This is a genomic window from Aquabacterium sp., assembly GCF_049317225.1.
Classification (GTDB): Bacteria; Pseudomonadota; Gammaproteobacteria; order Burkholderiales; family Burkholderiaceae_C; genus Aquabacterium.
The window spans coordinates 32,478-58,159 of the sequence record NZ_JBMOIR010000002.1 but is presented as its reverse complement, the minus strand read 5'-3'; the positions used below and the strand labels follow the sequence as shown (position 1 = coordinate 58,159).

The following is a 25,682-nucleotide window of genomic DNA, read 5'->3' as shown; positions in this document are numbered from 1 at the left end:
GTCGCCTTAGCCGCGCGGACGACCGTCTCGAGGCGGATCTTTCGGCAGTGCGCTGCAAATCAGCATGTTGTCGTCGTGCTGCTGCACAAACGCGATCATGCCCATCATTTCCAGCGTTTCCGGGTCGCAGGACTGGTACTCCACCCAGTCGTGCGACATCTCGGCGGCACGCCACAATGCTTCCTGCAAGAGGAAGCCATCGGTCGACGCGAGCATCGGCAGATGCTGCCCAACCATCTCAGGCTCATCACTCTTGAAGAGATAGACCCCTTCACGGTCAATCCCGAACACAAACAAGTCCCGATCCCGGAAGGGGCCATCGGGTTGATGCAACTGCTCCAGAGCGCCATCCAGACCGCGCTCCATGATCAACAGATTGGCGTTGATCACCAGATCTTTGGCCTCGTCGGCGCCCCCGTGAGCCAAGTGAACACCCTTGACCGAATCCGTGAGGCCATCGGCGCGCTTCATCAAGGTCTCGGTGGCCTTGTAGGCCTGGTCGATGACTTCGGTGTTTTCGCGCGTCAGGTTGTCCAGGTTGTCGAGCGAGTGGCTGATTTCTTCCAGAGTTTCGCGCTGCTGCGACGTGGTGTTCGACAACACCGTCACCCGACTGGCAATGCCGTGCACCCCCTTGACGACCTCCCCCAGCGTGGCCGACAACTCCTGAATGTGACGCGTCCCATCGCCGACGTGCCGGGTCGACGCTTCGATCAAGTCACTGATCTCGGCCACGGCCTGTGCACAGCGCTTGGCCAGTTGGCGAACCTCACCGGCCACGACCGCAAAGCCGGTGCCAGCCTCTCCGGCTCGGGCGGCTTCCACCGCAGCATTCAAGGCCAACATGTTGGTCTGCAACGCGATCTCTTCAATCATGTTGACGACCTCCCCCATGCGCCCGGCACCCTCTTCGATGGCACGCATGGTGTCGACAGCTTCCGGCATCGATGCAGCGCCCGCTTCAATGGTTTCGTTGACTTGCTTGACGGACAACGCAAGGTGCTCGGCGGCGTCCGCACCAGCGTCCACGACCCCATGAATCCTGCGGATGCGACTGGTCACCTCCTTCAGCGATTGCGATTGCTGCTCGGTGCGCTGCGCCAACTGCACGGTGTCTTCACTCAACTCCTTGCCGGCCATGGCCACCAGCACCGCATGGCTGCGAATTCCCGACACCAGTCTGGACAGCTTGCTGGCCATGTCCTCCATCACGGCGCCCACGTGCGCCAGTTCATCGGCCCCATCCACACGCCGGGGTGGGGTCAGGCGCCCCTGTCCCATTTCGTCAATGTTGTAGGTCAGCTTCTTCAAGGAACCCAACAATGCCGAATGCATGGCCAGCACGGCGTAGCCCAGCACCAGAAAGTCCAGCAAGACCACCAGGATGTAACCCGCGATCACCCGATACTGATGATGCAAACGCGACTCCAGCCGCTCGGTCAGGCGCTGCAGCAAGGTCTGGTTCAAGGTCATCAGACCTTGCAGAACCTGGCTGCCACGGGCCATGACGTCCTGCGCCGAGACATTGGGCTGATCCACGCGCAGGATCTTCACGGTTTCGGCGGCGTACTGGTGAATGAGCTGCTGTGTGGTTGCCCAGCCGGCCGAGGGCATCTGGCCAGCCCGTTGCGCCGCATCGAACATGTATTGCATGTCCACGACTTGATCCACCACCTGTTTGGACAACCCCAGCAACGCGCGCTCGTCGGCAGCAGACACCACGCCATTGCCCGCGATGGCCGCAGCCTCGCCACGCATTTGCGACACGGTTTCCAGCAGCGGGATGTAGCGGTCCACCAGGGACATGATGAGGAAGTAACTGGCGGGCTGCGGGTCCATCAGCAGATATGACTCTTCCCCCGCGATCAACAGCAGATGACGCAAGGACTGCACCTGCTGCGTATGTGCTGCGAACACGCGCGCGGCCTGCTGCTTCTTGCCGAGTGCATCCAAAGGCTTGCTGCGTGCGTCCATCAAGGCCATCAGGTTCTGCTGGATGCCTTGCCATTTATCCGTCATGAGCGGCGAGCCCGCCTGTTTCATGGCCGCATCCAGTTCACGGATGGCCGCCTTCAGTTGATCGACGGTTTGTGCCGGCTCGCCAGCTGGCAAAGACACACCCGCAGCCTCCATGTTCGACAAACTGCGGTGCCGCTGGGTGTAATGGACGACTTCCGTGATCTTGGGCAGCCAGTGCACGCCCTGAATCTCGTGCCGCGCCACACGCATGGTCTGGACCTCACTCCAGATGCCATAGAAGCTCAAGCCCAGCACAATGATGAAGGCCAGGATGCTGAGTGTGGCGATCTTGACCGACAGATTCCGGCTCCGCATGAGGTTCATGCCGGGGGCCAGCAGGCGCTTGAGCAGTGCTTTGTTCATCGCAGTATCAGGAGTTGGCCGACGACAGCCCGACGCGCCGTTGAGCAGCGCGCAGCAGCCACCCCGGTATATCGTCCAATGACACGACATCCTGAGCCCCGCCTTGTCGCAAAGCTTCCTTGGGCATGCCGTACACCACGCTCGACGCTTCGTCTTGCGCGGCCGTCAACGCACCGGCTGCGCGCATGTCCTTGAGTCCCCGGGCGCCGTCATCCCCCATGCCCGTCATGACCAAGCCGATGGCGTTGGCACCGGCACATTGCGCAACGGACTTGAACAACACATCGACACAGGGCCGGTGGTGATTCACGACCGGGCCGTCAAACACCTCGGCGACATACTGGGCGCCGCTGCGTTTGAGGCGCATGTGCTTGCCACCCGGTGCAAACAACACACGGCCGTTGATGACACGGTCACCGTCCTTGGCTTCCATCACCTCGAGGGCGCACAAGGCGTTCAGACGCGCGGCCAGACTGGCCGTGAAATTGGGGGGCATGTGCTGCACGATGACCATGCCGGGCACGGTGCGCGGCAAACGCGTCAGCACGGCTTCGATGGATTGCACGCCGCCCGTGGAAATGCCGATCGCAATGACCCGATCGGTCGTCTCGACCATGGCCTCTGCACCGGCATGCACCACAGGCGGCAAAGGTTGCGGGACTGGCCGAGGCGCGCCAGGCTTCATCGGTGCCCCGGCAATCGTTCGGCGCAATGCCGACAAATTGGCCTTGGCCGCCGCTTTGACGGCCGACACAATGCCATTGCCGTCGTCTTCCAGAAAGGCCTTCAGCCCCAGTTTGGGCTTGGTCACAAACCCCACGGCCCCGGCAGCCAAAGCCTGCATGGTGGTCTGCCCACCTTTTTCGGTCAGGGTCGAGCACATCACCACCGGCGTCGGACGCTCCGCCATGATCTGCTTGAGGAAGCTGATGCCATCCATCCGGGGCATCTCTACATCCAGCACGATGACGTCGGGCCAATTCTGCTTCATGCGCTGCATGGCAAAAATGGGATCCGATGCCGCCCCCAGCACCATCAACCCGGCCCCCGTGAGCAAATCGCCGAGGTGCTTGCGCACCACCGCCGAATCGTCCACGATCATGACTTTGATCTCACTCATCACTCTCAGCCTTTGGTGGGCACGCGCGCACGCCCTCGTGTCATCGTCACCTGCCCCTGGGCCAACTCGATCGCGACATTGCGCGGCTCATTGCCACCAACGTCCACGCACTGAAGCTGGAACCCGTAACGGTCAATCAGCGACCATGCCTGCTCCACATTTCGTTCACCAATGTTGAACTTGACTTTGACCTCATTGGGCATGGTGTCGGCACCGCCGTACAGGTGCACTTCGTAGTCTTGTGTTTTTGTACCGGTCTTGGCAATTTCACGCACCAGCAACTCCAGCGCCTCATCGCCAAATCGACCATCGAGCACGGCCTGAGGGGGGCGCTGGCGAGACGGCAACAGAAAGTGGCACATGCCCCCGATCTGGCGCCGTGGGTGCCACAGCGTGATGGCCACGCATGACCCCAGCAAAGTCTTGACGGTGGCGCCCGTCGTCCCGAAGTACCACTGCCCTGGCAGCAAGAACACTTTCTCGCCGCTGGATGGCTTGAACCGCGCGGGCTTCTGGCTGTCAAACTCGAGCATAGATCGCCGGCTTGACCGCTACCAGCCCCGTGTTGAGATTGCTGAGGGACTCGGAATGCCCCGTGAACAGGTAGCCACCCGGCTTGATCAAGGGCATGACACGGCGAACGATCTCCGCCTTGGCATCGTTCTCGAAATAAATGAGCACATTGCGCAAGAACACCACATCGAACATGCCGATGTCAGGAAGCGGCTGCATCAGGTTGGCCTGCATGAATTGCACATTAGCACGCAGCTCCTTTTTGACCAACAACTGCCCGTCGTAAGGACCGTTGCCTTTCAGACAAAAGCGCTTCAAGTAGGCGGGACTGGTATTGCGTGCCCGCTCCATCGGGTAGAGCGCGCGCCGTGCGGCCTCCACCATGGCGGTCGACAAGTCCGTTCCGACGATCTGCCATCCCCGTGCGCCGATCTTGTCTGCCAGCAGCATGGCAATGCTGTAGGCCTCTTCGCCGGATGAGCTGGCCGCGCTCCAGACCCGGAAGTCGCTGCCCCCCGGGCGCCGCTGACGCAAGAGATCTGCCAGAAACTCGAAGTGCTGTGGCTCGCGGAAGAAATAGGTTTCATTGGTGGTCAGACGATCGACCACCTTGACCAGTTCAGCCTGGTCTTTGCCTTTGATGACCAGGTCCACATAGGCGTCCAGATCACTCAGGCCCCGTTCACCTGCGAGCTTCTGCAAGCGACCGATCACCAGTTGACGCTTGGCCGGCACCAGCTTGATCCCGGAGATCTGATGGAAAGCTGCCGCGACGGCGTCAAACGATTGCTGCGACAGTTTCATCCCTCAATCCCTTGTGCCGACTCGGCGGCCATCAGTGGTGTGCGTATTCCGCGATCAGGGTGGTCAGCGTTTCACGCGCCAGCACCCGCTCCAAATCCAGCACCGACAAAATCGTGCCCTTGGCCTTGGCCATGCCCAACAAGAACTCTCTGGGCATGGGCGTCCCCAGCGGGGGAACGGGTTCGATGTCGTCCTCGGTCACTTCCAACACTTCCGAGACCCCATCGACCAGCAGCCCGACCACCAAGGGGCCATCGGAATCACCGTGGCCCACCGTCACGATCACCACGCTGCTGCGCCGACCGATCTGCGCAGGCGCTTGTCCAATTCGCGCCTTCAGGTCGATCACGGGGACCACCGCGCCTCGCAGGTTCATGACCCCCCGCACAAACGGAGGGGTCAAGGGCAGGGGCGTGATCCGTCCCACTTCCAAGATCTCGCGAACCTGCTCGATGCTCACCACATGCGTATCCTGTCCGACCAACAGGCAGAGGTACTGCCGCGTCAGCACGCCATCCGACGGCACGGGATGGCCATGTTGATCCAGCACAGCAGGCAGGGGTGCATGACTCATCTCACACCTCGCGCAACTGGAAGTAAGACATCAGCTGCTGCAGGCTGGTGGCCTGTGCCGCCAACTCTTCAGACGTGGCCGACAATTGCTCAGCGGCCGACGCGTTCTGCTGCGTGGCGCCATTGAGGTGATCCATGGCGCTGTTGATCTGCGCGACACCGTCGGACTGTTCACCGCATGCTGCGGCAATTTCCTGGACCAGCTCGCTCGTCTTGTTGATCGACGGCACGATTTGCTGCAAGAGGCCACCTGCGCGCTCGGCCAGCACCACGCTGGAACCGGCCAGTTGGCCAATTTCCTGCGCTGCGACCTGGCTGCGTTCCGCCAGCTTCCGTACCTCGGCGGCCACCACCGCAAAACCACGGCCATGCTCGCCCGCACGCGCGGCCTCAATGGCTGCGTTCAGTGCCAGCAGGTTGGTCTGGTACGCGATGTCGTCAATGATGGAAATCTTCTTGGCAATGTCCTTCATTGCATCGACCGTGTGGGTCACGGCCTGGCCACCTTCGACCGCTTCCTGCACGGCCTTGGAGGCCATGCCGTCTGTCACATTGGCGTTGTCCGCGTTCTGACTGACGGAGGCCGCCATCTCTTGCAGCGATGCACTGGTTTGCTCCACGCTCGCCGCCTGCGATGCTGCCGACTGAGACAAAGATTGCGAGGTGTCCGACACTTGGGCCGCGGCCGCAGTGAGCTGATTGGCCGACTGGCGCACTTCCACAATGGTCTCACTGATGGTGTCAATGAGGCCATTGAACTTCTCACCCATCATCCGGAAGAAGGGCTCCTTGCCTTCCAGGTTCATGCGCTGAGAGAAGTCGCCCTTGTTGGCCCCATCGACCAAGTCAGAAATTTCCTTTTCCGCCAGCACTTCAGCAGTACGGTCCTTCCATTCGACCACCGTCCCCAATCGCAGCCCTTGCGGATCCACGATTGGACTGGCAGCCAGAGAGAAGGTCAAGCCACTCAAGGAAATCTGTGTCTTGTGTTCGCTCTTCAGGCTACCCAGAATGTTGCGCTGGTGCGCCGGGTTGCGATGGAAGCTGTCAAAGCTGCTGCCCACGATCCGACTGGCATCGAAATGCGGCAGGGACTGACGCAGGGCCATTTCGTTGCCGCGCAGCATGGCGAGCACCGCGTCGTTGGCGTACACGATCTGCCCATCGGCATCGGCAATCATCAGGTTGGTTGAGCAACTGTCGAGGGCCTGACGCACGCGTGCGTTTTCGGATGCCAGTTGCGCCTCACGCTCACGCGCGGCCAACTCGTCGGTCATGTCTTTCCACTCGACGACAGTGCCCAGGCGAACGCCGTGTGCGTCCATCACAGGCGTTGCGGCCAAATCAAAGCGGCGACCACCCACGCTCAAGCGCGTCTGGTAAGTGCTGGTCAGTCGATCCAGCACTGCGCGCTGGTGCCCTGGAGACTTGTGGAAGTCGTCCATGTTGCTGCCCACAATCCGTGTGGCGTCGAACTTCGGCAAGGCCGTCCGCAGATCGGCCTCCGCCGCACGCATCATGGCTTGCAGCGCCTTGTTGGCATACACGATGTTGTAGCTCGCATCGGCCACCATGACATTGGTCGCCGCCACATCCAGCGCCTGCTTGATGCGCGTGTTCTCTGCCAAGACGGCCGCATCCCGCTCATTGCGCTCGCGCAACCCCGTCTGCATCGCCTGCAGCGCTTGCATCAACTGGGCGGTTTCATTCTGACCGTCGGTGTCCAGACGCTGAGTCAGGTCACCCGCCTTGATGGCATCAGCTGCCGTCACAGCACGACGAATGGGCTGCGTCACCGATCGCACCACGGCAAAACCAATCGCGGTGGCCACGGCCAGCAGAACCAGAATCGCTGACATCAGCTTGAGTCGAGCAGTCTGCGCAGCGGTCGCGCGGGCCTGCAATACCTTGTCCAACGCGGCATAACCAGACCGGAGCATGTCGAACTGCTTGTCGACGACCTTCGTCATGTCGCCGAAGTACGCCAGCGGGTCACTGTTGAGCTCCGAAGCATCCAGAATCCGGCTGTTCACCATGACCAATGCCGCATCGATCTGCCCCAGCGCATCCTTGATGACACCGTCCATGGCCTTGGCAAGGTTCTCGTCGGCTTCTCTGGCAGCGCCGAGTTGTTTGCTCATGTGGCGGCGACTTTCTTGCAGACTGAAGCCCATCGCGATCAGGTCACTGCGCTCCAGATCGGTGAGCGACTTGCGCATCAGCAAACCTGTCCCACGACCGCGCAGTTGCGCAAGGCTCTCGGTGACACGCACGCCATCGATCACCAAGGCCGACTGCAAGAAGTACCCCGATGCTTCCGGGTCCAATGTCAAACCATAGCCATCGGCCAGCAACTCCAGCAAATCCGCGCTCTCAGCAATCAGCGCGGTGTGCGCCTTGAGCGAAGCCGGCGAGTCCAGCGCACCGGTTTCCACCTGTTTGGCCAGCAAGCCCCACCGAGACTTGATGGACACCCATCGGCTTTGCAGCGATTTGTTGGGTGCATTGGCAATGGCCTGCGTCACCCCATCAATGCGGTCCGTGATCTGCTTTTGAACGTCTGCGCGTTGCACTGCCATCTGCTGATTGCCCAACAACACCAGGGTGGACAAGCCACGATGCTGTTGCAAGCCATGCAGCAATTCCGTCATCCCTTGCACGGCAGGCAGGCCTTGTCGCTCCAGGTCGGTCGCCTCAATCTGCTTGGCCGCCTCTTGCAAGTACAGCATCAAAGGCACCACACACATCACCATCGACAAAATGCCGATGACGGCGAACTTCTGCCAAAGCATCAGTCGGGACAAAACATGTTTCATACAAGGCGCTCCGATGGCAAACCAGTTTCAGCAGAAGAGATCAGAAGGACGAGAAGTGGCTCTCATCAATGTCATGCGAGGGATTCATGGGACGCGCCATCACCGTGGTTTGTCGATGCGGCTGATTGGAGGACGACGACGTCGCCTGCGGTGCTCGCGCAACGGGTCGCTCCATCACCTTTGCAACAGCGGGCGCAGGGACATGGCTCGAACGAGGCGTGGGCGCGTTGGACATGCCACCCGACTGACGCAACCTGAAGTACGCCATCAACTCTTGCAACTGGGTTGCTTGTGCAGACAGCTCTTCAGAGGTCGCCGACAACTGCTCGGCCGCCGAGGCGTTTTGCTGAGTTGCGCCATTGAGGTGATCCATCGCACTGTTGATTTGCGAAACACCCTCGGACTGCTCACCTGACGCGGCCGCAATCTCTTGCACCAACTCACTCGTCTTGTGGATGGACGGCACGATCTGCGAGAGCAACTGCCCTGCACGCTCTGCCAGCGCCACGCTGGAGCCAGCCAACTGACCGATCTCGTGCGCTGCCACCTGACTGCGCTCGGCCAGCTTGCGCACCTCGGCCGCCACCACAGCAAAACCGCGTCCGTGCTCACCCGCCCGGGCGGCCTCGATGGCGGCATTCAGCGCCAACAGGTTGGTTTGATAGGCGATGTCATCGATGATGGAAATCTTCTTGGCGATTTCCTGCATCGCCTCCACCGTGCGATCCACGGCCTGACCACCTTCGACGGCCTCTTGCGCGGCCTTGGTCGCCATGCCGTCGGTCACATGCGCGTTGTCAGCGTTCTGGCTGACTGACGCAGCCATTTCCTGCAACGAGGCACTGGTCTGCTCCACACTGGCCGCTTGCGACGCGGCCGATTGTGACAGCGACATCGAGGTGTCCGACACCTGAGCGGCCGCCGACGTCAGCTGCTCGGCCGCAACACGTACCTCGACAATCGTCTTGCTGACCGTATCGATCAGATCATTGAACTTCTCGCCCATCATGCGGAAGAAGGGTTCCTTGCCTTCCAGATCCATGCGGTGCGAGAAATCACCCTGATTGGCGCCATCCACCAATGACGTGATCTCGCGCTCTGCCGCCACCTCCGCCGTCCGGTCCTTCCACTCCACCACCGTGCCCAAGCGCTGGCCTTGCGCGTCATGAATGGGGTTGGCCGCCAACGAGAATGTCAGGCCACTGAGTTGGATCTCGGTCTTGTGCTCGCCCTTCAAGCCCGACAACAGATTGCGCTGATGCGATGGGTTGCGATGGAAGCTGTCAAAGTTGCTCCCCACAATGCGGCTGGCATCAAAGCTGGGTAAGACACGACGCAATGCCATCTCATTGCGACGCATCATGCTCAACACCGAGTCGTTGGCATAAACGATCAGGCCATTTGCATCCGCAATCATGACGTTGGTCGAGCAACTGTCGAGCGCCTGCTTGACGCGTGCATTGTCAGCCGCCAGTTGGCGTTCACGCTCCAGCGTGGCCAGCTCCTGCGTCACATCACGCCACTCGGCAACCACGCCCAGGCGCTTGCCATCCTGCCCCATCACGGGGTTGAGGATCAGGTCCACACGGCGCCCGCCCAGATCCAGACGCGAGCGGTGCACCGTGCGCAACTGCTCCAACATGCCACGCATGACGGCAGGCTCTTTGTGGAACTCATCCATGTTGGCGCCCATCACACGCGACGCGTCAAAGCGAGGCAGATCCTTGCGGAAGTCGGCCTCAGCCTCACGGAACATCTCTTTCAGTGAGTCGTTGGCGTACACGACGTTGTACTCGGCATCGGTCACCATCATGTTGGTGGCGGCCACATTCAGCGCCTGCTGGATGCGCGTGGCTTCATCTGCCCGCTTGCGCGTGTCCGCAAACTCGAAACCCAATCGCGTTTGCACGCGCTTGAGCGACAGCATCATGTCGGCGATTTCGTCATGTCCCGAGGCATCGACCACACCGTCGAAATTCCCCTGGCCATACCGTTCCATGTGACCTTCGGCCGAGCGCATCAGCTTGGTGATGCGCTGTGCCAGGCGCACGCCGCCCCACAGCATCAACGCACCCGTCACCACCGGCCAGCTGATGAGCAGCGGGTCCGGCTTGACCGATGCCACCACGCTGCCCGCCACGGTCAGTGCAGCCAAGGCACCGAGCATCGAGAACTTCCCGCCCACCGAGGCATGCGTCCACACCTTGGACAGCACATTGATGCGCGCCAGCCCGCCCGTCTTCACAGGCTTGCCTTCAATCACGGAAACACCGGGAGCGCGGCCCTCGCGAATGCGGGCATACAAGTCCTCAGCCATCTCAACTTGCTCGCGCGTCGGACGCGTGCGCACCGACATGTAGCCCACGACTTCCGAGCCTTCGCGAATGGGCGTGGCATTGGCCACCACCCAGTAATGGTCACCATCCTTGCGGCGGTTCTTGACCAGCCCTGTCCACGGACGTCCGGCCTGCAAGGTTCGCCACAAGTCGGCAAACGCTTCAGCAGGCATGTCCGGGTGACGAACCAAATTGTGCGGTTGGCCAATCAACTCGGAGGACTGAAAGCCACTGGCCTCGATGAAGTCCTCATTGATGTACGTGATGCGTCCTTTGAGATCGGTCTTCGACACAATGGTCAAGCCATCACGCAACAGGAACTCTTTTTGGGTAACGGGTAGATTGGTGCGCATGATGTTCAGATCTCGGGTTGAACACGAACATGTCCTGCAGGACGTGTTGACTCAATGGCGTAATGGACAAGCGCCGGCACATCCACCACCAGGGCGACTTCACCAGATCCCAGGATGGTGGAGCCCGCAATGGCGCGCAAGTGCCGGAACAGACTGCTCAATGGTTTGATGACGGTTTGATACTCGCCATGCAGCTTGTCGACGATCAGGCCGATGCGGGTCTGACCATCCCGCGCGACCACCAGGCTGCGCCGCGCCGCGGGAGGCGGCTGCACCCCATGCAAACGTGCCAAGTCAAAGAAGGGCAAGACCTCGCCGCGCAGGTTGAAGTAACCCACGCCCGGCTGGGGCGACTGTGCACATTCGGGCGGCACATCAATGCACTCCGACACCACCTCCATCGGCAGCACGTAGTAGGTGTCCCCCACACAGGTCAAAAAGCCATCAATGATGGCCAGCGTCAAGGGCAAGCGAATTTGGGTCGTCGTACCACGCCCCCACTCACTGGCGAGCTGCATTTGGCCGCGCAAGCCTTCGATGCTGCGCTTGACCACATCCATGCCCACACCACGCCCCGAAATGTCGGTCACCTGATCTGCTGTGGAAAACCCCGGGGCGCAAATCAGCTGATCGATCTCGTGCTCGCTCAAGGACTGTTCGGCAGAGACCAACCCGCGCTCCATCGCCTTGCGCAAAATGCGTTCGCGGTTGAGCCCGCGGCCGTCGTCGCTGACCTCGATCATCACTTGACCACCTTCGTGGTACGCATGCAGGGCCAGGGTGCCGCGCTCCGGCTTCCCGGCAGCCAGCCGCTCCTCGGGGGTCTCAAGGCCATGATCCAGACTGTTGCGAACCAGGTGCATCAGCGGGTCGGCAATGACCTCGACCATGGACTTGTCCAACTCGGTTTCCGCGCCGGTGATGATCAGGTCCACCTGCTTGCCCAAGTTCTTGCTAACGTCCCGCACCACACGGTGAAAGCGGGCAAACGTCTCACCAATCGGCACCATGCGCAAAGCCAGCGCACCATCCCGCGCAGACTCCACCAGGGTGCGAATGCGCAACGCGGCCTCAGCAAACGTCGCGGACCCCTCCTGCTGTGCCACCAACTGGGCGCCCGAGCTGGCAATCACCAGCTCGCCCACCAGGTCGATCAACTTGTCCAGCTTGTCGGCCTGCACGCGCACAAACCGCGGGTCGTCTGACGCACGGCGGTCTCTTGACCCTTTTCGACGATCCCCTTGGCCGGTTCGACGGTCGCTGGGCTGGGCATCCAACAGGGGCGTCACCTCTGGCTCACCTGTTGCGTCAGCCGCTGCCGTCACCTCGACGACAACGGGCAACATGTCAACCACAGGCAGCACCTCGGCCGCTGAAGCCATCAGCGCTGCTTCGCCCCCCAGCGGCTCGATCACCAGCTCACAGTCATCGACCGCGAACTCGAACACACTGACAATGGATGCACGGTCTCCCGTGGTTTCGTAAACCGCTTCAAACCCCAGGTGACAGTCTTCGGCATCCAATGCCTCGATATCAGGGACGCCATCATCCAGCAGTCGCACACTGCGCAAGGTCCCCTGCGTACCCATGTAACGCAAGAACGACAAGGGATCGAGCCCATTGCGCAACGCATCTTTGCCAAACTGCACCCACACACGCCACAAGCCCTCCAGTTCATCGGCCTGAAGCGCAGCCAATTCAGCGGTCGGGGACGACGCAGGAACATCTGCCCCACCGCCAAGCAAGGCCATCAACTGTCCCGACAATTCCGCACTTCTGGCGCTGATCTCCGGATCACCATCGGGGGACTCGACGTCACCCAACAGCATCTCCATCTGATCGCGGCTGGCCAGCAACAAGGCCATGGCCTCATCGTTCAGTTGATACTGCCCGGACCGCACTTCCTCCAGCAGCGTCTCCACACTGTGTGTGAAGCTCACTACCCGGTCGCAGCCAAACAGCCCTGCCGTCCCCTTGATCGTGTGCGCAGCCCGAAAGGCCGAGTTCAGCGTTTCAGCATCGTCAGGGGTCTCATCCAGCGCCAGCAACGCCGACTCGAACTGCTGCAGCATTTCGCGCGCTTCCTCCAGAAAGCCTGCACGTGCTGCCGCGAGGATGTCATCGTCGCTCATGTCATGCACGCTCATCGCTGCTCCTCATGCGCGCCTGGGTGCAACGTGGCATCCAATCCATACAGATTCAGAACGTCCCTCACAGACGATGACAAGGGATGCAAGCGCAACTCCAGCCCACGACGAGCCAGGCCACGCTGCAGCGCCAACAACAACTGCAAGCCAGCACTGTCCAACTCGGTGATGCCACTGACATCCACCTCCGTTGTTCCCATATCAAGCAGCGGCAGCACCGATTCACGATGCTGCGCAATGGAATGGATCGTCCATTCTCCAGACAGTGCAGAACTGTGGTCGCTCACGGGCGCATCCCTCCGGGCTGAGTCAGATCCATCCGGCGATCACGCCGCGCACAACTTCGCAACGGCATCCACCAACTGCGAGGGCTGGAAAGGCTTGGTCACCCAAGCCCGCACGCCTGCCGCCCGGCCCTCAGCCTTCTTGGCCTCTTGCGACTCGGTGGTCAACATGATCACCGGCGTGAACTTGTAGTTCGTGGTTTTCAAATGTTTGACAAATGTCAGGCCGTCCATGCGGGGCATGTTCACGTCGCACACGATCAGGTTGATCTTGCGACCGTCCAGCTTGGCGCAAGCGTCCATGCCGTCAACAGCCTCGATGACCTGATAGGCGGCCTTCTGCAGGGCCATCTTCACGACCTGGCGAAAGCTGCCAGAGTCATCAACAATCAGGATGGTTTTACTCATGATGGGACGTCCTCAAAAAAACTCGATTCCGGTTTCCCGTTGAATCGTTGTATTGCCGTGATGCTGCGAGCGCTGCTCTTCCATGGTGTAGCTCGCATCCAGTTGGGCCAGCCATTCACCGGCCTTGGTCATACTGAGATCACCACCCTGCTGGAGATGCTCACCCATGCGTGCCATGTCTTCCGTGACACACGTCAGGATTTGACTGAGTCGATCCTGCATTTGGAAATTCATCAGCACGCGCTCCACTTCGTCGCGCACCAACACACCGGTCTCCTGCAGATCGCGGGATGAACGGTTCAAATCATTCAGGCTGCTCAACAAAGTCGAAATCACCGCCCGAGCCCGCTGATCCACCAACAAACGCAGCGATTCATCGCTGTCATCAAAGCCTGCGGTCTTGATCCGCAACGACTGCAAGGTTTCATCCAAGGCGGTCACGCGCGACATCATCTGATTGGCCGCCGAGCCCGACTGGTTCGACAGCTGACGCACCTCTTGCGCCACCACCGCAAAACCGCTGCCTTGCACGCCTGCTCGCGTGGCCTCAACCGACGCATTGAGCGCCACCATATTGGTACGCCGCGCCAACTGACGGATCTGCGTGGCGGTCTGACGCAAGCCGGCGACCTCCACATTCAACTCGTCCAGCCTGCGGTACGCCTCGCGCCGCGCCTCCATCGACTGCTGCAACGGCTCCATCAAGGCGTTGACGGCATCCTGGCTGTGCGCCAGCACCTCATCCACGCCCGCATCGGTCAAGCCTGCAGCATGCCCCTGCGTGACCTGAACCGCCTGGTCCAGACGCTCCGAAATGGAACCAAAAGACGACAAGATGCTGCTGGTCGCCTCTTCAGAGTGCTGCTTGGCACTGTCGATCTGACGGCTCCAGACGGGCAACACCTCGGCCACCAAGGGCGCCTGTTCGCCCCGCGTGTTCGTCAAACCGCTGTCCTTGTCCCGCGTCATCAGGCGAACACCGAACAAAGTCATGCCACCCAACAAAATGGCTGCCAAGCCGGACGAAAGCCCCAGCCACTCCCCGGCAAAACAAGCCATCACCACACCGACCGTCGCGACGAGCGCCGGCGCCCAGCGCCCAGCAGGGCCGCCGGAGTCCGAGGACTGATCTTCGTAGGTGGAGAGAGGCATCTTGTGTCCTGAAGGGTTGACCAACCGACAGTAAAAAGGAAACACATCGGCTAATCGGCCATTTCACGGAAATCTTGAATCGTGAAAAGCGCCCCAGAGCCGCAGAAAAGGCCGCAAAGCCACGCCATTCTTTCCACATCGTGACAAACATCTGCATTTAGGAAACCGCAACTTCGACCGATAAGCCTGAGATAGAGCCTTACCCACGAGAAGGGGCGTCCGTCATGCAACAGCCATTCCGCCTACCGGAACGACTGAACTTTCATCTGCCCAACTGGCGCCCCAGCCCCGAATGGCTAGACGCCATGCGAGAGTTTTTCCGGTACCACGGCATTCTGGCACCCATGGTCCGTTTAATGCGGCAAATTGGGTTCACGCACAAGGCTTTGTTGGTGGCCGCCGCTTTTGCCGCCCCCACCAGCTTCATCGCCGTGATGCAATTGCAGGCCCAGTGGTCGCAATGGCAGCGCGCCAAAATTCAATACGATGGCTGGCACTTTCTGGTCAAGGCCCAAGCGCTACGCCATGCCATCGACTTCGTGCCGGGCCATGACACCCCTGCCGCACGACAGAAAATTGAGCAAACCTACCTGGCACTGGCCGCCACACAAGACGAATTGGTCAGTACGCTCGGCAGCAAGGAGGCGTGGTCCACGCTTCAAGCCGCCTACCTCAAGCTCAACGCGCCCAACAAGCAGGACTGGGATGCCAGTCAGCCGCTCAAGCAACTCGCCCAAGCCACCGATGCGCTCAGCGATGTGGCCGCCGACCAGGCGCGGCTGACGCTCAACTCATCCCCGGCCATCCAAATGCGCGCACACATCCTGGTACATGGGATCGCAGCCGTCAGCACGCAGCTGGAAGCGCTGCTGTCCCTGCAGCAACAAGCATCGACCCCACGCTCCACCGTGGCCCCTTCGCTGCTGGCAGAGTCAACCATCCTGAAGGTGACGCTCAATGCCCTCATCCACGACACACGGCGCCTGCAGGGCGAAGACCAGACCGTCACCCCATCCCTGCCGGACGCATTGATCGCGCAGATCAAGCAACTGAGCGCGAGCGTCTCTCTGGTGGCCACCGTGGCCCCCGAAAAACAGGCCAGCGTTCTCAACACCATCCCGCCCATCCTGCAGGCATTGCGTCAGCACGAGCAGCGTCTGATGGACGAACTGGGCCTCGCCCTGGCTCAGCAAGAGCAAGCCATGTGGCACCAACTGCTCAAATTGCTCACCATCGTCATCGTCGGCACACTGGCTTCGGCCTACATGATGGCCGCCTTCTCTCGGGTGATGCGCGGGGGCATGCACCTCATTCAGCATGAGGTCGAACGCATGGCACGTGGCGACCTCAGCGGGCGCAAGCTGCCTCGCGGAGATGATGAGGTGGCCCACACCCTGCTCAGCTTGCGCGAGTCACTGGCCCGCCTCTCAGACCTGTTTACCGTTGTCCGACGCGGCGTCGCATCGGTCTCGCATGCCTCAGGAGACATTTCATCGGCCAGCGAGTCCCTGGCCGAGCGCATTCAGACCGCCACGGATGCCATTGCAGGCTTGCAGCAAGGGGTGGTCACCACCCTGGACTACCTTGAATCCAACCAGCAGTGCGTGGCCCAGGCTGTGGAGCGAGCACACCATGTGACCGCCGATGCTCGCCGCAGCCGCCGGGCCATGACCAAACTGGCCGATGTAATTGAAAGCCTGCAGACACGCAGTCGCGAAATCAGCAAGATCGTGACCTTGATCGATGGCATCGCCTTCCAGACCAACCTGCTGGCCTTGAACGCATCCGTCGAAGCTGCCAAAGCAGGCCCGGCAGGCAAGGGCTTTGCCGTCGTGGCCTCAGAAGTGCGCGCGCTGGCCTTGCGCGTGGGCGAAGCCGCACAACAAATCGGCGAGGTGGTGAATGCCTCCACGCACGAAACCGCGCAAGGGCAGGAGATTGCACGCACCACGGTCGAGGCCGTGCGCGCCACCGAAGCCAATGTCGATGACATGGGCCTCATCCTTCACCGTTTGGCTCAGATCACCCGAGACGGGCGCCAAAACACAGAGCTGATGGGCCGCACCATGGGAGAGGTCGACAGCAACAGCGAGCAAACCAGCGCCTTGGTCGTTCAGGTGGCGCATGCTGCCCGAGAGTTGCGCCACCAAAGTCTGAAATTGGCGGAACAAGCCTCGCGCTTCAAGCTGGGGTAGCCGGCAGGGGCCCCAAAGGAGCGCCCCAGCTTTGGGGAGGAAAGAGTGTGCCCATTGGAGGTGATAATGCCTCGGCTAACTAACGGCACCCTCATTTAACCAACCTACGTTTTCAGGAATCGGCCATGGCCTCCATCAACAAAGTCATCCTCATCGGCAACCTGGGGCGCGACCCCGAAGTGCGCTACACCCCCAACGGTGCTGCGGTGTGCAACGTCTCTGTCGCCACCACCCGCAACTGGAAGGACAAGAACAGTGGCGACCGCGTTGAGGAAACTGAATGGCACCGTGTGGTTTTTTATGACCGCTTGGCCGAAATCGCCGGCGAATACCTGAAGAAGGGTCGCCCCGTTTACGTGGAAGGCCGCCTGAAAACCCGCAAGTGGCAGGACAAGGACGGTCGCGACAACTACACCACGGAAATCGTGGCAGAACAAATGCAATTGCTGGGTGGCCGCGATGGCGGCAGCTCAGGCTACGGCGGCCAAGGCGGTGGTGATGACTTCAGCCAGGAAGCGCCGGCTGCACCGAGCCGTCCTGCCGCACGCCCTGCGCCAGCCCCTCGTCCCGCTCCTGCGCCGGCCCCCAAATCGTCGACGGGCTTCGACGACATGGATGACGACATCCCGTTCTAACCTCTCACCGCGTCACGCTCAGACAGGAGCCCGCAGTGCACTGCGGGCTTTTTTCATTCTGAGCCAAACACATCCCCGCCATGCTGGCCGGCATGGCGATCCAGCAAACCCAAGACCATTGCCTGGGAATAGCGACTGGCCACGGTGCTGATGAAACGAGGAAAGTCCACGTGCGCAGCGTCATCGGCACGATCCGAAATCGTACGAATGATCACATAAGGCACCTCAAAGTCATGGCAGACCTGCGCCACCGCAGCCCCTTCCATCTCCACCGCCAACACGTCTGGCAGGTGATGTCGCAAGGTGTCGCAGTCCACCGCAGAACTCACAAACTGATCTCCACTGATGACGAGACCCATGTGCACACGCGGTGCATGCAAGCCCAAAGCATCCAGATGCACCTGAGACAACGCCCCACCGGCGGCCAGCGATGACACGTCCAACACCTCGGCCACGCGATCACGCACTCGTCGGGTCAACGACCGCTCAGGGTGCAGTCGCGTGATGCCCTGGCCTGGCAACTCGTACTTCGGGAACAAGGGGGAGGCATCCATGTCATGCTGCATCAAGGCATCCGCCACCACCACATCGCCGACCCGCACCGCAGCCCCTAGGCCACCCGCCACCCCGGTGAAGATGACGGCACACACGTCAAACTCCGCCACCAACAGCGTGGTGGTCAAGGCCGCAGCCACTTTCCCGATGCGAGACAACACCGCCACCACCGCACGCCCCTGTAAGTGCCCGATCCAGAAATCACGGCCCGCTCGGCGCACGACATCGGCATCCGGCATGCTGTCAATCAGGGCCTGGAGTTCTTCCGGCATGGCGGCCATGATGCCAATACGATCTGCAACAAACGACATGATGTGCGACGCGAAACAAAGCGCACATCATCACACCAATCGAGCGGGCAGAAAAAAACCACCCAGAGGGTGGTTTGTAGAAAGCCGGACGGCATCAACACGACTGTGGCACAAGTGCCCCGGCGCATTGCCCAACCCCAAAAAGGGTTGAGATATAGAAAATTCCCTGAGCGGCGCCTTTTCGAGATGTTTTGTAACCAGCGCACCAGAACATTCTAGGATGCATCCAAATAAATTTCGCGCAAAAATGATCGTTTGTTACCATTTCGCATCGGGCGCCCCCGAAACAGGGGCACGCGAGCATAATGCCGCCCATTGAGCGTCAAACCCACCATGGAACCCACAGAAGCACCAGAAAGCGCCGAATTCTCAGCAGATACCGCCACCAGTTGGGTGTCGGTTTGCCTGAGCAACATGCTGGCACGACACGGCATCACGGCGCGCAGACAGGCCACGGAAATCGCGCACATTTGCGCGATTTCCGTCAGCCAGGCTCGCCGCAAGCTGCGGGGCGCAGCCTGGCTGTTTGACGAGGTCCTCCTGCTGTGCTCGCACTTTGGGGAGTCCATGGATGCCGTCTTCAGCCAGGCGCACGGAGGTCTCGCCACCACCACCAAGGTGGCGGTCTGCCAGGCCACGCTGCTGATGGATGGTCAACGCCTTCCTTGCGAAGTCGAACTGGGCCCACTTTGCAGCAGCGCCGAACAATCGCCCACCCAACTCTTCGCCAAGCGCGACAGCGAGGGCTGGTTTGCCGGCACCCGCACCGGCCTGAGCCGCATGGGTCCATTGGGGCCGTGTTACTTGGTCAAGCATCTGCAACTGGTCACCCCGGAACCGGATGCCAAGGCGCGCATTGCGGTGCTGGACGACGACCAAGGCGCCGCCGAGGCCCTGACCGACTGGTTCAATGAAGTGGGCTATGACGCCCACGCTTTCACGCACGCCGATCAACTGCTGATGGCGTCCGCCAACCCGTTCGACGCCTACGTGCTGGACTTGTTGCTAGGCCACGGGCAAACCTCCCAACACGTTGTGGAACACATCCGACTGCGGCAACCGCGCGCGCCCATCGTGTTGCTGACAGGGCAGTTGCGCGAAGGCAATGCCTCCGAGGCGACGCTGGCCACGCTGCTGCGCACCCAGGATCTGACCTTTTTTGAAAAGCCCGTTCGACCAGCCATGTTGACCGCTGCCATTCAAAGCACCCTTGACCGGTTGAGCCAGCTGCCATGATGTCGCTGGTGCGTCAACGCTTGACGGAAGCCTTCACACGCATGCGCGCCCAAGGCAGGCGCCTGCTCGCGTTGCCGCTGATCCTCGTCAGCATCTGGTTCCTTGTTCGCATCACCGCGCTGGCCAGTCCGACGGATGCCTTGGGCTGGCACGCTCTGGCCGCCTATGCGCAGTTCATGCCACTGCTGTACGTCGGCGCCTACATTGCGCTGCCTCAGCGCGGCGCCTGGTTGTGCTGGGCACACTATGCGGCGCTGTGCGTGCTGTACGCATGGCTCTTCGCGGTGGGCGGGCACGTTCCCCCGTCATCGATGTCGGGCCTGGCGGATGGCTTTTGGTTCACCATGCTGCTGAGCCACCCTTGCTACATCCTGGCGCTGCATTACATCTCGGCTCTGCGCGGCCGCATCCGCGCAGCCGAACAAGCGGCAGGGCAAGACAAAGAGCGCTTCCTGGCCATGCTGTCGCACGAGATCCGCTCGCCCTTGCAGGCCATGCTGGGCTCCATTGATCTACTGGCCCTCAAAGTCAAAGAAGGCACCGCCGAGCAACGCGCCGTCAACCGCATGCGGGTGGCTGCCACACAACTGGACACCTACCTGCGAGACGTCACGGCATTTGCTCGCCTGGAGAACCCGACCTGGAAGCTGAACGTCGGCCCCGTGGTGCTGGTGCCTTTGCTCAAGGATGTCTGCGACCACCATCAGCACAAAGCGCAAGACAAGGGACTGAGCCTCAGCCTGGACGTGTGCGAACTGCCGGCTGACTGGCCCATTCAGACCGACCCGCAGCGCCTTCGCCAAATTTTGGACAACCTCGTCAGCAACGCACTGAAATACTCCGAGCACGGCACCGTTCAGGTTCGTGCCGCGCTGGCGGGCGTGGCGCTGGACGAGATCACCATTGAGGTGCAAGACACCGGCATGGGCATCCCGGCCGCGGCACAAGACAGCATCCTCGAACCCTATGTCCGCCTGGAAGAGTCCATCGACCCCAGGATTGAAGGTACCGGTCTGGGCCTGTCCATCGTGCGCACCTTGGTCGAACGCTTGGGGGGGCGCCTGTCGGTGGACAGCATTCAGGATCTGGGCAGCTGCTTCCGCGTCACGTTCCCCTGCAACCCGGGCCTGCAGAAGAGGCAATAATCGTTCGTTTCAACGTTCGAACACCGCCCGTCCGGGGCCATTGTCATGCGCACGCCATTGCAAACCTTGCCTCTCGGCACCCCTCTGTCTCCCTCTGCAGCACGCGTCATGCTGCTGGGTTCTGGTGAACTGGGCAAAGAGGTGCTCATTGCGCTGCAACGCCTCGGCGTCGAAACCATCGCGGTTGACCGTTACGAACACGCGCCCGGTCAACAAGTGGCCCATCACGCACGCACCATCACCATGAGTGATGCCGAGCAGTTGCGCGCACTGATCGAAGCCGAGCGCCCTCATTTGGTCGTCCCGGAAATCGAGGCGATCGCCACCCCGGAGCTAGAGCGACTCGAAGCTGCAGGCGTGGTGCGCGTCATCCCCACAGCACGCGCGGCACGCCTCACGATGGACCGCGAAGGCATTCGCCGACTGGCCGCCGAAACCCTGGACCTGCCCACCAGCCCCTATCGCTTCTGTGACTCCCTGGCCGAGCTGCAAGCCGCCATCGATGGCACGGATGGACAGCCCGGCATTGGCTACCCCTGCATCGTCAAGCCCGTGATGAGCTCGTCAGGCAAAGGTCAAAGCAAGATTGACGGTCCCGCCGACGTGGCCGCAGCATGGGACTACGCCATGGCCGGTGGCCGCGTGAGCCACGGTCGCATCATCGTCGAGGGCTTCATCGACTTCGACTACGAAATCACGCAACTCACTGTGCGCGCAGCCGGCCGTGGCGACGCCGCCCAAACGGTGTGCACCCATTTCTGCGAACCCATCGGTCACCTTCAGGTCAGCGGCGATTACGTGGAAAGCTGGCAGCCTCATCCCATGAGCCCACTGGCATTGCAGCGCGCCCGCGACATCGCCAAGACCATCACCGACAACCTCGGCGGGCAAGGCCTTTTTGGCGTCGAGTTGTTCGTCAAGGGGGACATGGTCTGGTTCAGTGAGGTCAGTCCCCGCCCTCACGACACTGGACTGGTGACCCTGAGCACCCAAACGCAAAGCGAATTTGAACTGCACGCCCGCGCCATCCTGGGTCTGCCCGTGGACACCAGCTTGCGCAGCCCCGGCGCTTCGGCGGTGATTTATGGGGGCGTGGACACCCAGGATGTGGTGTTTGAGGGCGTGGCCGACGCCTTGGCTGAACCGGGGACAGACCTGCGCCTGTTCGGCAAACCCGAAAGCTTCGTCAAACGCCGCATGGGCGTGGCGCTCGCCACAGGCGAGTCCATTGACACCGCGCGCGACAAGGCCCGACGTGCGGCAGCCAAGGTCAAACCACGCGCCGTCACGCGCTGACCCACCGCACTCAACGACCGTGCAAAGGTGGCATCCATCCTCCGGATGACAACAATCCGGCATCGATGCCACCGGTTCGCGACAGCAGTCCGGGCAGGTCGATGATCTCGATTTCGGCATACCGCAAGATGACCACGCGCTCCCGCTCCAGCGCTCTCAGCGCCTTGTTGACAGTCTGACGGGACACTCCCAGCATGCGCGCCAGATAGGCCTGAGGCAAGCGCACATGTCGCCGCGCGGATTCGGGCTGCAATTGCCCGAAGTTCAACGCCGAAAACAGCAGGCGCCGAGCCAGTTGCTGCTCCATCGTCAAGGTGGCCTGATCTTCCATGGCCGTGAGCATCAAGCGCAACTTGCTGCAAGCCAGGCGAGCCACATCGCGCCAATACTGCGGGTGTTGCGCCAGCCAGTCTTCAATATGAGTTTGGGCCACCACCAGCACTGTGGAGTCGATGTCGGCCACCGCATCCTGGCTTCTTGGCAACTGATCCAGCAGCGAAATTTCACCAAACCAGTGATAGGGCTCGACGTAGAGCGTCAAGCGGTGGCTGCCATCGAACGGATGGCTGGAGCCCAACTGCAAAGCACCAGCCACCACACAACACAAGGCAGCCGATTTATCCCCACGCGCAAACAAGCTTTCACCAGCGCGCAAATGGACCAAACGAGAACGCGCCAGCAAGGCCTGCTGCAAGGGCTCGGGGCAACTGCCAAACCACAAATGGGTTTTGAGCGCGGGCAGCAAACTGCTCGGTGTGGGCTCGGATCTCTTGATCATTGTCGATTAACGGCAAACAGATGGGGATTTGTTCACATCTGGGCAAAAAGGTTGAACGGGCCGCGTGAGATTGTCTAACATTTGACAATCTATTAGGGATTCTTCCCATAGGATCGAGACCATATCTGGAAAAACCCTTAGAAAACATGACCCAAGCAGTACACCCTGGATCCATTCTGCGCGCCAAGTTCATGGAACCCAATGGCCTGTCGGCCAGCGGCTTGGCCATTCGCCTGCATGTCCCCGCGCCTCGCGTGAACGACATCGTGCGTGAGCGTCGTGGCATCAGCCCTGACTCGGCTCTGCGCTTGGCCCGTTTCTTTGGCACCACCCCTCAATACTGGATGGACCTGCAAACCGCCTACGACCTGCGTGTCGCAGAAGACCTGGCTGGCGAGCAGATCTGCCGCGAAGTGAACCCCATTCAGACCTTCAGCGACAACCGCGCTGCGGCCTGATTTTCGGGCCTCAGAGCCCACCGCTTGGCAAGCCTGATCAACTTGCTGGCAACGAAGGATTAACCCGATGCCCTGCATCGGGTTTTTTTTGCCTGCTCGGGGCGGCCCTCTCGCTGCTACTGGAACGCGACTTCCGCAAAGCTACGCAACTTGCGGCTGTGCAACTGCCCCGACATGTCGGCGCGCAAGCGCTCAATGGCCCGCAGCCCAATGCGCAGATGCTGGTCCACCCGCTCTCGGTAAAACTGGTTGGCCATGCCGGGCAGCTTCAACTCACCATGCAGCGGCTTGTCGCTCACACACAGCAAGGTGCCATAGGGCACGCGAAAGCGGAAGCCATTGGCTGCGATGGTCGCGCTTTCCATGTCCAGCGCCACGGCTCGGCTCTGACTGAAGCGCCGCTCGGGCTCGCGCTGCGGCAACAACTCCCAGTTGCGGTTGTCGGTCGAGGCCACCGTCCCCGTGCGCATGATGCGCTTGAGCTCGTAGCCGTGCAGTTGGGTCACGTCGGCCACAGCCCCCTCCAGCGCCAGCTGAATTTCGGCCAAGGCCGGAATCGGCACCCACAGCGGCAGATCCTCGTCCAGCACATGGTCCTCACGCACATAGCCATGCGCCAGCACGTAGTCACCCAGTTGCTGTGAGTTGCGCAGCCCTGCACAGTGGCCCAACATGATCCACGCATGCGGCCGCAGCACGGCAATGTGGTCGGTGATGGTCTTGGCATTGGCCGGCCCCACCCCGATGTTGACCATGGTGATGCCGCTGCGGTCCCTGCGAATCAGGTGATAAGCCGGCATTTGAGGCAGACGCGGCGGCACCGCACCCAAGGCATCCTCGGCTTCAACCGACTGCCCGACACGCCGGGTGACAACATTGCCCGGTTCGACAAAAGCGATGCAATCATCGTCATCGCGCGGGTGTGCAGGATCCGGCGCGCGCCGCATCAACTCATGCCCCATGCGCACAAACTCGTCGATGTAAAACTGATAGTTCGTGAACAGAACGAAGTTCTGGAAATGTGCAGGAGAGGTCCCGGTGTAGTGCTTCAGCCGGTGCAAGGAGTAGTCCACGCGCGGCGCTGTGAACAAGGCCAATGGTCGCGCCCCACCTCGGCTCTCGTAGGTACCGTTGGCAATGCCATCGTCCATGGCCCCCAGGTCAGGCAGGTCGAACAAGTCACTCAGCAACACGCGGCGCTCGGGTGGCAGGCTGCCTTCCAGATGCTGATGCTCGCTCAATGCGAAATGAATGGGGATGGGCGCTGTGCCCAAGCCCACCTCCAGAGACACGCCGTGGTTTTCGAGCAGCAACTCGAACTGCTCTCGGTAGTAGTCGGCATACAGGTCTGGGCGCGTCAGCGTGGTCTCATAGGTCCCGGGACCTGCCACAAAGCCGTACGACAGCCTGGAATCAGCGCGGGCTACAGTGTCGGTGTGAATGCGAACGAAGGGGTACTTGCCACGCACCGGGTGCCGGAAACTCTCTCCCGCGACAAATCGCTTGAGGCAATCACGCAGGTAATTCACCTGGGCTTCATACACCTCGATGACGTAAGCCAATGCCTGATCGGCCTTGTCAAACCTCTGAGTGCTGAACTTGGGCACTGCCATGATTCCCTCCTGAACACGAGTCAAGATGAGAACCATTGTGCGCGCGACTGCATGACATCCCGGCGCGAGCGGCAGATGCGCGCCCGCGCTGTCGCAATCAGCCGACAGGTTAGCGAGATGATGCGGCGCTGACGCCCGCAGCACCTTCGGTCACGAACGCCACCCGGTTGAGTCCGGCGGTTTGCAAAATCCCGATCAACTCGGCCACACGGCCGTATGAAACGGCCTGATCGGCGCGCAGTTGCACCTCGGTGTCCGGCTTGACACGCGCCTGCTCGGTCGCGCGCTTGGCCAGTGCCTCTTGTGTGATGATCACATCGTCCAGATACAGTTTGCCGTCGGCATTCAAGCCCACATTCATCACCACAGGCACCGGCTGACTCGGAGGCGGCGTTTCGGCATTGGGCAAATCCAGCTTCAGCTTGGACGTCATCATCGGTGCCGTGATCATGAAAATGATCAACAGCACCAGCATGACGTCGATCAACGGCGTCATGTTGATGTCGCTCATGGGCTGACTGCCCTGGGGTCGCTCAAGCCGGCCAAATGCCATGATGCTGTGTCCGTTGAAG

21 protein-coding genes and 1 pseudogene are annotated in these 25,682 nt (G+C 61.1%); 6 read left to right on the top strand and 16 right to left on the bottom strand.

Annotation, left to right across the window (positions count from 1 at the left end; genetic code table 11):
- Positions 1-6: 6 nt before the first annotated feature.
- The 12 genes and pseudogenes from ACOYNB_RS02255 to ACOYNB_RS02200 form a co-directional block, all read right to left on the bottom strand.
- A complete protein-coding gene (locus ACOYNB_RS02255) occupies positions 7-2,382 on the bottom strand; it encodes a methyl-accepting chemotaxis protein (protein ID WP_422837494.1) in 2,376 nt (791 codons plus the stop codon).
- Positions 2,383-2,389: 7 nt separating this feature from the next.
- Complete coding sequence (locus tag ACOYNB_RS02250; RefSeq protein ID WP_422837493.1) at positions 2,390-3,502, bottom strand: protein-glutamate methylesterase/protein-glutamine glutaminase; 1,113 nt, start codon at positions 3,500-3,502, stop codon at positions 2,390-2,392.
- A gap of 5 nt (positions 3,503-3,507) precedes the next feature.
- On the bottom strand, positions 3,508-4,035 hold the full coding sequence (locus tag ACOYNB_RS02245; RefSeq protein ID WP_374257841.1) for a chemotaxis protein CheD: 528 nt from the start codon (positions 4,033-4,035) through the stop codon (positions 3,508-3,510).
- Positions 4,022-4,819, bottom strand: a complete 798-nt coding sequence (locus tag ACOYNB_RS02240) for a CheR family methyltransferase (RefSeq protein WP_422837492.1) — start codon at positions 4,817-4,819, stop codon at positions 4,022-4,024. Before ACOYNB_RS02240 ends, ACOYNB_RS02245 begins: the two co-directional genes overlap by 14 nt.
- A gap of 31 nt (positions 4,820-4,850) precedes the next feature.
- Positions 4,851-5,393 (bottom strand): chemotaxis protein CheW, encoded by a 543-nt coding sequence (locus tag ACOYNB_RS02235; protein WP_422837491.1) that lies wholly within the window; start codon positions 5,391-5,393, stop codon positions 4,851-4,853.
- A gap of 1 nt (position 5,394) precedes the next feature.
- A complete protein-coding gene (locus tag ACOYNB_RS02230) occupies positions 5,395-6,669 on the bottom strand; it encodes a methyl-accepting chemotaxis protein (protein WP_422837679.1) in 1,275 nt (424 codons plus the stop codon).
- Between the two features lie 201 nt (positions 6,670-6,870).
- Positions 6,871-7,251, bottom strand: a pseudogene (locus ACOYNB_RS02225) (HAMP domain-containing protein); the annotation flags it as partial.
- Between the two features lie 997 nt (positions 7,252-8,248).
- Positions 8,249-10,897, bottom strand: a complete 2,649-nt coding sequence (locus ACOYNB_RS02220) for a methyl-accepting chemotaxis protein (protein WP_422837490.1) — start codon at positions 10,895-10,897, stop codon at positions 8,249-8,251.
- Positions 10,898-10,902: 5 nt separating this feature from the next.
- The gene (locus ACOYNB_RS02215) at positions 10,903-13,044 is read right to left on the bottom strand and encodes a chemotaxis protein CheA (protein WP_422837489.1); all 2,142 of its coding nucleotides are present in this window, start codon (positions 13,042-13,044) and stop codon (positions 10,903-10,905) included.
- Positions 13,041-13,331 (bottom strand): STAS domain-containing protein, encoded by a 291-nt coding sequence (locus ACOYNB_RS02210; RefSeq protein ID WP_422837488.1) that lies wholly within the window; start codon positions 13,329-13,331, stop codon positions 13,041-13,043. The genes ACOYNB_RS02215 and ACOYNB_RS02210 overlap by 4 nt, the downstream gene beginning before the upstream one ends.
- 39 nt (positions 13,332-13,370) lie before the next feature.
- Positions 13,371-13,736: a response regulator gene (locus ACOYNB_RS02205; protein ID WP_374257832.1), complete on the bottom strand. Its 366-nt coding sequence runs from the start codon at positions 13,734-13,736 to the stop codon at positions 13,371-13,373.
- A 12-nt stretch (positions 13,737-13,748) separates the two neighbouring features.
- A complete protein-coding gene (locus tag ACOYNB_RS02200; RefSeq protein WP_422837487.1) occupies positions 13,749-14,888 on the bottom strand; it encodes a methyl-accepting chemotaxis protein in 1,140 nt (379 codons plus the stop codon).
- 224 nt (positions 14,889-15,112) lie between these two features.
- On the opposite strand from ACOYNB_RS02200, the gene ACOYNB_RS02195 reads away from it, so the two are divergent.
- Positions 15,113-17,083, top strand: coding sequence for a methyl-accepting chemotaxis protein (locus tag ACOYNB_RS02195; RefSeq protein WP_422837486.1), 1,971 nt, complete (start codon positions 15,113-15,115; stop codon positions 17,081-17,083).
- A 125-nt stretch (positions 17,084-17,208) separates the two neighbouring features.
- Entirely contained in the window at positions 17,209-17,718 is a 510-nt protein-coding gene (ssb, locus tag ACOYNB_RS02190; RefSeq protein WP_422837485.1) for a single-stranded DNA-binding protein, read from the top strand.
- A gap of 53 nt (positions 17,719-17,771) precedes the next feature.
- On the opposite strand, the gene ACOYNB_RS02185 is transcribed toward ssb, so the two are convergent.
- Positions 17,772-18,584, bottom strand: a complete 813-nt coding sequence (locus tag ACOYNB_RS02185; RefSeq protein WP_422837484.1) for a 5'-methylthioadenosine/adenosylhomocysteine nucleosidase — start codon at positions 18,582-18,584, stop codon at positions 17,772-17,774.
- Positions 18,585-18,917: 333 nt separating this feature from the next.
- Here ACOYNB_RS02185 and ACOYNB_RS02180 point away from each other — a divergent pair, with 333 nt between their 5' ends.
- The 3 genes from ACOYNB_RS02180 to purT are packed head-to-tail and all read left to right on the top strand — an operon-like array spanning position 18,918 to position 22,261.
- The gene (locus ACOYNB_RS02180; protein WP_422837483.1) at positions 18,918-19,820 is read left to right on the top strand and encodes a helix-turn-helix domain-containing protein; all 903 of its coding nucleotides are present in this window, start codon (positions 18,918-18,920) and stop codon (positions 19,818-19,820) included.
- Positions 19,817-20,965, top strand: a complete 1,149-nt coding sequence (locus tag ACOYNB_RS02175) for a sensor histidine kinase (protein WP_422837482.1) — start codon at positions 19,817-19,819, stop codon at positions 20,963-20,965. Before ACOYNB_RS02180 ends, ACOYNB_RS02175 begins: the two co-directional genes overlap by 4 nt.
- Positions 20,966-21,010: 45 nt before the next feature.
- Entirely contained in the window at positions 21,011-22,261 is a 1,251-nt protein-coding gene (purT, locus tag ACOYNB_RS02170) for a formate-dependent phosphoribosylglycinamide formyltransferase (protein ID WP_422837481.1), read from the top strand.
- A gap of 10 nt (positions 22,262-22,271) precedes the next feature.
- Here the strand turns inward: purT and ACOYNB_RS02165 are convergent, their stop codons facing one another.
- Positions 22,272-23,039 carry a Crp/Fnr family transcriptional regulator gene (locus ACOYNB_RS02165; RefSeq protein ID WP_374256669.1) on the bottom strand — a complete coding sequence of 256 codons (768 nt, stop codon included), beginning with the start codon at positions 23,037-23,039 and terminating at the stop codon, positions 22,272-22,274.
- A gap of 146 nt (positions 23,040-23,185) precedes the next feature.
- On the opposite strand from ACOYNB_RS02165, the gene ACOYNB_RS02160 reads away from it, so the two are divergent.
- Positions 23,186-23,497, top strand: coding sequence for a HigA family addiction module antitoxin (locus ACOYNB_RS02160; protein WP_422837480.1), 312 nt, complete (start codon positions 23,186-23,188; stop codon positions 23,495-23,497).
- Positions 23,498-23,613: 116 nt separating this feature from the next.
- On the opposite strand, the gene ACOYNB_RS02155 is transcribed toward ACOYNB_RS02160, so the two are convergent.
- Together ACOYNB_RS02155 and ACOYNB_RS02150 are read right to left on the bottom strand one after the other, a co-directional pair.
- Entirely contained in the window at positions 23,614-25,110 is a 1,497-nt protein-coding gene (locus tag ACOYNB_RS02155) for an AMP nucleosidase (protein WP_422837479.1), read from the bottom strand.
- A gap of 109 nt (positions 25,111-25,219) precedes the next feature.
- Positions 25,220-25,663: an ExbD/TolR family protein gene (locus ACOYNB_RS02150; protein WP_422837478.1), complete on the bottom strand. Its 444-nt coding sequence runs from the start codon at positions 25,661-25,663 to the stop codon at positions 25,220-25,222.
- Positions 25,664-25,682 lie beyond the last annotated feature (19 nt).